The following is a 5839-nucleotide window of genomic DNA, read 5'->3' as shown; positions in this document are numbered from 1 at the left end:
GTCGCAGTTCTGCGGACCGCCGGACTCGCTGTGACCCGACGTGCGGACAACCGGGTTCTCCACCTGCTCAGCCCTCTGGGCAGGCGCCTGCTCCATGGCGGATGACGGCCGGTTACCGCAGCGGTCAGGTCGTGCCCCAGTACCAGCCACTGCAGTTCAGCAGGGTACACAGCTGGATCCGTATAGAACCGCCTTCGTTCAGGTCGCCGTCGTTGCCGAGCTCCTTCCTCCATGACGAGTCGCGGCCGACATGGAAGTTGTACTCGTACGTTTTGCTGCTTCCCTTCGGCGTGTAGAAGACGTTGACGTAGGCGTCGCTGCCAGTGGTGTTGCCCAGCCGGAGGTACTCGTCGTAGGCGTGGAACCGGACGGCGATCTTGGTCACGCCGTCGTAGTTGAGACGGGCTATGGCGTCGTAGCCACCGGCGTCGTACGGGTCCGGAGCAAGGTAGCTGTACCCGCTTCCGGTGACGTCGGCGGCGTTCGCGGTGCCGGCGCTGATACCGAGTGCGACGAGCGCGGCAGTGAAAGCGGTTGCCGCGTGGCGTGCGAGCTTCGAAGTACGCATAGTGTTGGACCCCCGTGATCTCTGTTTCCTGTGTGCATCGGTCATTGCCATGCGGCTTTTGACGCATCAGGTCTCGGAGCCGCCAGACCAGCGTGCCGTCTTTCCACGACCCTCCGACACCTTCTTCGCCCCTGCCCGAAAACCCCAGCTCCTCCTGGTTTCGCGGCGCGACAGGGAAGAGGACGACAGACAGGAAGGTTCCGGTGCTGTGAGTCCGCCCGCAAACACGGCAAGGTTGTTGGCGGGAAAGGCCGGCCTGCCGCCGCTGCACAATCTGATCCGCAGTCACGGGCAGCGAACCGCTGGTCCTTGGACCAAGCCCCGACCGGGTACCCGTCCCAGACCGGGGACGCGGGCGGCAACAGATGCCCGTGGACGACCGCCCCGGGAGCGGGCAGCGGCGAGCCCTTCCTCGAACGCGACGTCCTGATCCGACCACACCATCCCGAGCCGGACGCCATCACTCCAGAGCCTCAGCTCCCGGCAGGTGATTGACGAGGGCGTTTCGGGCAGGCCCGAATGAACAGGACACGCCCTCGTGGGAATGCGAGTGTTGCCTCGCGGGGAGCCACCCGGCACCCCAAGGAAGATGTGCCGCCCCCCTTCTTTGGTCCGAGCGGCACACAACGGGGAGACCATCAAGCATGAGTGCAGTCAGCCGATTCGGCCCTGTCCGAAATCGCTGCCTACCGGTTGTACTCCCGTGTCAATGTAGGCAGCACCGCATAGACGACGGACAAGCACTGGGGGAGAAATGAAACGACGTACTCCTGTCGCGGCCTGGGCTTCGGCCTTTGCCGCGATCGCCGTGGTTCTGGTGGCGGGGGCCTCGAACGCGGCTTCGGCGCAAACGTCGCTTGCGACGCAGGAACAGAGTGTGGCCGCCAAGCCTTTCTCGACGAAGAGCAAGTGCGGATATCACTCCTACGACGGTTGGGGTCCCGGAGAGGCCGTCACGCATAAGGGTGCGGGTGGGAAGGGAGACGGCATCACCAAGCGTTATGGCAGGTCTCTCCAGCTCGCCACCGGAAGGATCTACGACCGGTCGGCCGCGAAGCTGACGAACGCCCGCAAGGGCGACAAGGTGTGGGTGGACATCAGTCACTCCAAAGGAAAGAACTGGAAGGCATGCGGCACCAAGAGCCTCAAGAAGGGCGAATGGTCGGTCACTTCCAAGATCTATCAGCACAGCAGCAGCCAGGTGAAGGGCCGTTACATGCGAGCCTGCGCCAAGACCGATGGCAAGGTGTGGTGCGCCTGGTACGGCAACAAGGTCAATGACAATCACTCGGACCACAAGACGCGGTACTGGTGGACCGATAGCTGATCCCGTGCGATGGGGGGAACGTGTCTCGGCCTCCACGGCCTGCCCGGGCGTGGAGACCGGTGACACAGCTCAGAGCGGAAGATTTCAAGTCCAGTGAGACGGTCGTGACGCTATGAGGTTTGTGGTGCGGGTTCCCTGCGTTTGGCCGGGTCGTTGAGTCCAGGCCGTCTGGGGTATCTCGGGTGGTCTGGGGCGGCGGCCGAAGCGTTCGGGGTGGCGGGCGTATGCCTCGGCGAGGGTGACCGCGCGCTGGTCGCGGACTTCCTCGGCGGTCCCGAAGTGGACGGAGGCTGGTGTGTGCCAGCCGATATGGGAGTCTTCGCTTCCTTGTCCGGGGTGGTTCTCGGTTCGGTGTCCGGTCTCGGGTTCTGTGGACCGGGCTGTTTCGGTTCGTTTCATGGGGCGTTGAGCGTTGAGCGTTGATGGCTGGGCGCTGGTGTCGGACAAGTCGTGAGGATTGACTGGTCACCAGGTGAGGATTACCTGGTCAGGGGAGTGAGAGCTCCCACAAGGTTCTGGGTAAACCGCTGGCAGCTGGGTCTTCGCCGGGCAAAAATGCAGCCATGCGCTATGCCAACACCGATCCCGAGCTCAGGGAGCTGGGCCGACGATTCGTCGCGCCTGGCCGGCGGTACATGCGGCTGGGTGGAAGCTTGCTGCGGTTGAGTGGGCCTGAGCGCGAGTTGTTCGTGAGGGAGTTGGTCCACGCTGCCGGGGAGATCACTCCCGCTGAACTCGGCATCCTTTTCGAGGGCGGGTGGCGGGAGTGCAGGACTGCCTCCTGGCTGGTTGCCGTGGCCGGCAGGACCGAGTTCCGCAGCCGCATCGGCGAACTCCTGCTGGCCAGCGGAGGCCCTTACCGCGGGGCCTTTTGCATCGCTCTTGCCGCCTTCGGTACCAGCGCGGACGCCGATCTGGTCTGCAGATATCTTGATCGCTACTTGCCTCAACCTGACCTCGTCTGGGACCAGACCGCGGTTCTCAGCACGCTGCTTCACCTCGATGCCGTCCTTGGGACTGAGCGAGCAGCCCCATACCTTGCCTCCGGTGGCCTGTGGCAGCAGTGGGCCGATGCCACGCCGAACGTGGTGCGGGATCCGCAGGAGTACCGGCAGGTCGTGGATCAGCTCTGTTCCTTCGTCAGCGAGTGCGCTGAACTCTTTGCAGTAATGAAAACCAGGCACTGAGCTCTTCATCAGACAGCGCTGCTGTTCTCCGCCCTGTGACGTTAGCGGCGGGACAGGTGGACGACGCCCTTGGCGTCGTCCACCTGCCTTTGCTCCGGGACCGTGGCGGACGTACTGACCGGGCGGGGCGGGCGGAGCGCCTCGGGGATCGGCGGCCGGCCAGTCCCTCGCGCGCGTTGGCGGGGCCGTGCGCGCCGGTGCTCGCACCCCTGGTCTGTTGGGCCGGTCTGGGCTGCTGACGGCAGGTGTGCCGAGTGCGGTGGCTCCGGCGACACCGGGCGCGGCACCGTCTACGACCCGTCCCACTCCCGTCATCGTCACAGCGCCCCCTGCCCGGCTCTTGGGTTCTAACGATCATCGCAACGCCCTACCTCAGGGGGATGCGATGGCCTTCGAGATCCGCAAGATCCGCTCAGCGCAGGGACGCAAGAAGCTGGACCGTGAGCGGGAGGAATACTTCCGGCTTATGGATCAAGGTGTGAGCAGTCGGGAAGCGTGCCGGATCGTCGGCATCAACCGCCGTACAGGCAAGCGTTGGCGAAACGGCACCAACCCGACGAAGAGGAGACCCGCCCAGCCCGCACACAGAGTGCGGGCTGAGCGGGTCATTTCTGCGTCTCGGCACCTGACGGTTGAGGAGCGTCTCTACATCGCTGACCAGGTGTGGGCGAGGGTGTCAGTACGAAGGATCGCCGCGGACCTCAACCGCAGCCCGTCCACGATCAGCCGGGAGATACGCCGCAACCGTCACCCCACCAACGGCCAGTACCGCCCGCATGCTGCCGAGGCCCGAGCTGAGTCCCGCCGGCCCCGCCCCAAGCCCGCGAAGATCGCCCTGAACCTGGAGCTGCGGGAGTACATACAGGAGTGTCTGGGCAGGCGCTGGAGCCCGGAACAAATCGTCCGGCACCTACACAGGGACTTCCCCGACCGGCCGGAGATGCACGTGGTCCACGAGACGATCTACCAGGCCATCTACGTCCAAGGACGGGGAGAGCTACGCCGTGACCTGGCCAAGGCTCTGCGAACCGGTCGAAACGGTCGCACGTCGTGTCCGATTGATCATGGAATGTATAGCACTGGTTCGGATGCCCCCCGCCAACGCACCGCAACGATGAGGGTGACTCGGCTTGCCCGATCAGGCCCTCAGCTGCGGCAGTCACCGCTCCGCTCTGCGTACCGCAGGAGATCGCACGCGCGTAGTCCGCGGTCTGGAGTATGCCGGGGATGACTGACTCTTCCCATGCGCGGATGACGGTGGACCGGTCGACTTCGAGGTTCCAGCTGCAGACGCGACGCGCCGCCGCTACGCGGCGGAAAAGTGGGCACCGCGCTCCGCGCGGTATCGGGCCTGCGGCCCGGGTTACCGGGTCACTCCGTGACCCTTGGTTGTGGTCGGAGCTCCGCACCGACCACGTGAGCATCCACTCCGTGGCTGCTCAGGGCCCGCTACACGGGCGGCTGGCTAGGCTGGCCGGCGGCGCGCTCGACGTCAGCCTCGCCTACCGTCAGGTCCGCCGCCGCAATGTCGCGCGGCACCTTCTGCGGCGCCTGAACGCCGGCGGCGGGACGCGGGTGGAGATCCACCCGCTCAACCAGTCGCAGGTGCCGCGTCCGCTTCAGCGGCTGGTGGAGTACCGCGCGATGAACGTCCGCCGCTGGGACCGCATCGTCGAGGCCTGGGCATCCGGCGACCGCCAGGGCCTGGACGACGCCTGGGCGGACGTCATCGTCGACCTCGGATCCCAGTGGGGGCAGTACGAGTACGTCACCAACATCGACTTCGCCGCCTAGGTGTTCTGTCCATGGAGGTTGGTGACGGGGTTCACGGCTGAGTGATCTTGAAATGGGTGAGGGCCTTCTGGCCTGGTGTGGATTGCGACATCTGCACCGGCGACCAGGAAGGCCCTCGTGCCTCACCGTAATGCACCCCTGACCGAGACCGGGCGCCTGCGCCTGGCCCGTTGCGTCGTCGAGGACGGCCGGCCTCTGCGACGGGCGGCCGAGCGCTTCCAGGTCTCACCAACGACAACCCAGCGATGGGCGGACCGTTACCGGCTGTATGGCGAGGCGGGCATGGCGGACCGGTCAAGCCGTCCGCACACCAGCCCACGCCGGACCCCGACGAGGACCGAACGACGGATCATCAAGGTCCGGATCCTGCGGCGGTGGGGACCGGCCCGCATCGCCCACCTGCTCGGCCTGGTGCCCTCGACCGTCCACCGCGTGCTGACCCGCTTCGGCCTGGCCCGCCTCACGCACCTGGACCGGGCGACCGGGCGCGTCATACGCCGCTACGAACGCGACCGTCCCGGTGAACTGGTGCACGTGGACATCAAGAAGCTCGGCAACATCCCCGACGGCGGCGGCCACAAAGCACTGGGCCGCCAAGCGGGCAGGAAGACCCGCTCCGGGCCGGCTACAGCTACATCCACACCGCCGTCGACGACCACTCCCGCCTCGCCTGCAGCGAGATCCACACCGACGAGCGCAAGGAGACCGCCACCGCATTCTGGACCCGGGCCCAGCAGTTCTTCACCTCGTGCGGCATCACCGTCGAACGGGTCCTGACCGACAACGGCGCCTGCTACAAGTCCCATGCCTGGCGCAACGCCCTGGCAGCCGCCGGGATCACTCACAAGCGAACCCGGCCCTACCGGCCACAGACCAACGGCAAGGTCGAACGTCTCAACCGCACCCTGCTCGACGAATGGGCCCACGCCCGCCCCTACCGCTCGGAACAGGAACGACGAGACG

3 protein-coding genes and 4 pseudogenes are annotated in these 5839 nt (G+C 66.1%); 5 read left to right on the top strand and 2 right to left on the bottom strand.

The annotated features are described in order from the left end of the window. Positions 1–124: 124 nt before the first annotated feature. On the bottom strand, positions 125–568 hold the full coding sequence (locus ACFYY7_RS45000) for a hypothetical protein (protein ID WP_388672120.1): 444 nt from the start codon (positions 566–568) through the stop codon (positions 125–127). 754 nt (positions 569–1322) lie between these two features. Here ACFYY7_RS45000 and ACFYY7_RS44995 point away from each other — a divergent pair. The 3 genes and pseudogenes from ACFYY7_RS44995 to ACFYY7_RS44985 form a co-directional block, all read left to right on the top strand. Next, a complete protein-coding gene (locus ACFYY7_RS44995; RefSeq protein ID WP_388672117.1) occupies positions 1323–1895 on the top strand; it encodes a hypothetical protein in 573 nt (190 codons plus the stop codon). A gap of 563 nt (positions 1896–2458) precedes the next feature. Further along, a complete protein-coding gene (locus ACFYY7_RS44990) occupies positions 2459–3082 on the top strand; it encodes a DUF6000 family protein (RefSeq protein WP_388672114.1) in 624 nt (207 codons plus the stop codon). Between the two features lie 385 nt (positions 3083–3467). Beyond that, a pseudogene (locus tag ACFYY7_RS44985) lies at positions 3468–4127 on the top strand (helix-turn-helix domain-containing protein); the annotation flags it as partial. Between the two features lie 169 nt (positions 4128–4296). Here the strand turns inward: ACFYY7_RS44985 and ACFYY7_RS44980 are convergent. Continuing rightward, positions 4297–4506 (bottom strand): annotated as a pseudogene (locus ACFYY7_RS44980) (hypothetical protein); the annotation flags it as partial. A gap of 67 nt (positions 4507–4573) precedes the next feature. On the opposite strand from ACFYY7_RS44980, the pseudogene ACFYY7_RS44975 reads away from it, so the two are divergent. Together ACFYY7_RS44975 and ACFYY7_RS44970 are read left to right on the top strand one after the other, a co-directional pair. Continuing rightward, positions 4574–4876, top strand: a pseudogene (locus tag ACFYY7_RS44975) (transcriptional regulator); the annotation flags it as partial. 117 nt (positions 4877–4993) lie between these two features. Next, positions 4994–5839, top strand: a pseudogene (locus ACFYY7_RS44970) (IS481 family transposase); the annotation flags it as partial.

The sequence above is a fragment of the Streptomyces sp. NPDC001933 genome, assembly GCF_042890955.1.
GTDB lineage: Bacteria > Actinomycetota > Actinomycetes > Streptomycetales > Streptomycetaceae > Streptomyces.
Note: the sequence above shows the minus strand (reverse complement) of the source record. Positions and strands in the feature narration are given on the sequence as shown.